The following is a 2,302-nucleotide window of genomic DNA, read 5'->3' as shown; positions in this document are numbered from 1 at the left end:
CTCTCCTATTGATCTCGATCAACTTAAGGGTATCAATCCCTATGATGCTGGGTCATTAAGAGCAGCAGCTAATTCCCCCATCCAAGGCTCTAGCGCTGATATAATCAAAATTGCCATGATTAAACTCTATCAAGAGTTACAGAAATATCAGGCGCGGTTGCTATTACAAGTCCATGATGAACTAATCTTTGAAATTCCCCCTGATGAATGGGAAGAATTGCAGGTAAAAATTCGGGAAACTATGGAATCAGCAGTTGAGTTGACTGTTCCTTTAGTTGTTGAAATACATGCTGGGGAAAATTGGATGGAAGCGAAGTGAGGCAAAAGGCAATGGCTTTGCTTAATAATGGAATTATCTGAAGAGTTTTGTGGAATGGGCATCTTGGTGGAATGGGCATCTTGCCCGTTCTTGATATTTTTGCGCGGGCAGGATGCCCACTCTACTTCTATTCACAGTTAGAGAATACCCGGTATAATGATGAAATCCTTACTGGATAAGGGTTTTGAAATTTAGAAGTGTTTGCCCTGGCTTGTCACCCTTTGACGATGAAATGTGAAAGCCCTGCTTAACTTAAGGTTAATAAAGTTTGAGTAATACTTCATCAAAACTTCACCTAAATTTATCGGATGTCTAGTTAATATAGTCGAGGTAGAAAATATTATATTAACTATCTGATTGGTAATTTGATTTGAGATTGTAATCAATCCAACCCTTATTATCCAATGCTTGAGTCAGTTTACAAATTGTCACGATTAGTAAGTTAATGGGAGCCACTTACTAATCGTAATGTGCAATATCCTGTAATCGTCTACAGGTGACTATATCGTGCGTTGTTACAGTCCAACTAAATTATTAAACAGCCAAATAACGCTTCCAGTGATTTACAGATTCAGTTTCCAGGTGCTCTATATCTAGAAGATTTATCATAACGCTCAACGTCTCTATCAGATATCTCTTCAGATAATTGTTCCATTCCTACACACTGATCATGGCACAAGTATCCCGAACCAAGTTCTCAATCCCAAAGCTAATCTTTCGGTCATCCTTAGTCACATTATCCATAGTGTTTTCAGCCAATTACACCTGGGCCTTTGGTTTAGACGATCTTATTCCAAAGGTTAAGGTTCCCAAACTTCCTGGGGGAATTAATGAACAAATCGAAGACGCGATAAATAACACGATTGATGACGCAGTAGATGAAATTATTCCCTATGGCATTCCCCGTTCACTTGAAGAGTTAGTAGATTTACTGTTTGGAGCCCTGGCCAAAGATTATGGTGTTATTCAACAAACACCCTATTCTGCCGGATATAACGAAGTGCTGATCGTTTCTCCATCCACAGGGGCAGAACAACGCATGCAGGTAAATTTACCAGAGGAAGAATTTCGGATCTATGAGATTGCCTTTAAAGGTGTTTCAGTTCCGAAACCCAAAGCCGTTGTAGGTGGACAAAGCCCACTACAGGAATCAGAGATTAAAGACCGGTTATCTGAATTCACAATTAAATACGATACCCAAAATAAAGTGCAGGCGATTATTCTAGCTGATGGCACTAAAGCTAAATTTAGCAATAGTCAGGCTATTATTTATGGTGCATCCGGGAAACCCATAGAAAGCATAACCTTGTCTCAAGCCAATGCTAACCCCTCAGACAATTATATAGCATTAAAGAACACAGGAAAGCAAAAATGTGAATCCAATGTCAAGCAACTGTTACAAGCAACACTGGATAATGCTAATTTAAAGAACTTAAACCTAGCGCAATTAGGTACTTCTGATGAAGCAAGACTGCTGGCCTGGGCTGGAACCTTCGGTAGAGAAGCATTAGCAGACTCTCTACTACCCGATAGCAGAAATCAAACCATACAATCAATTAGTTGTCAAGCTCCAGTCCAATGTAATGTTAAGCATACTTACAAGGGAGCGAGCGAAGTTCGGACTGACCTATTTAAAATCCCACCAGGCACAAATCCAAAAGTTGCCTTAGAGTATGAGTTTTATAGTATTCCAGATAGACTAGAAATTTTCTATGAAGGGTCTCGTATTTTCGGAGTAGGACCAAAGTCAGGGCGTGATACTAAACATATTGGTAACCTTCCCGATAACGCGAAGTATGTGGGAGTTAAGGTAATTGGTAATCGTGATGAGGGCACTCGATGGTGGTATACTATTCCTGGGGGGGCGACAAGCGCCCTGTAACCCTTGATATATCTTAAATTGAGCGAATTATGGTAAAAAAAGATAGGTCATAACTTGTCAATACGACCTATCAATTGAAAATGGTACCAGAATTATATCAA

2 protein-coding genes are annotated in these 2,302 nt (G+C 39.7%); both read left to right on the top strand.

The annotated features are described in order from the left end of the window. Positions 1-319, top strand: a 319-nt coding sequence (locus tag F6K52_RS35440) for a DNA polymerase (RefSeq protein ID WP_293089758.1), incomplete at its 5' end; no start/stop codon positions are given. Positions 320-989: 670 nt separating this feature from the next. Further along, complete coding sequence (locus tag F6K52_RS35435) at positions 990-2,201, top strand: hypothetical protein (protein WP_293089756.1); 1,212 nt, start codon at positions 990-992, stop codon at positions 2,199-2,201. The last annotated feature ends 101 nt before the right edge of the window (positions 2,202-2,302 follow it).

It is taken from the genome of Moorena sp. SIO3H5 (genome assembly GCF_010692395.1).
Taxonomy (GTDB): Bacteria; Cyanobacteriota; Cyanobacteriia; order Cyanobacteriales; family Coleofasciculaceae; genus Moorena.
The sequence above is the reverse complement of the archived record's forward strand: the minus strand, read 5'-3'. Positions and strand labels throughout refer to the sequence as shown.

Excerpts from the sequence above, each read along its gene's own strand:
- F6K52_RS35435 (WP_293089756.1), top strand. The coding sequence starts at position 990 with ATGGCACAAGTATCCCGAACCAAGTTCTCAATCCCAAAGCTAATCTTT.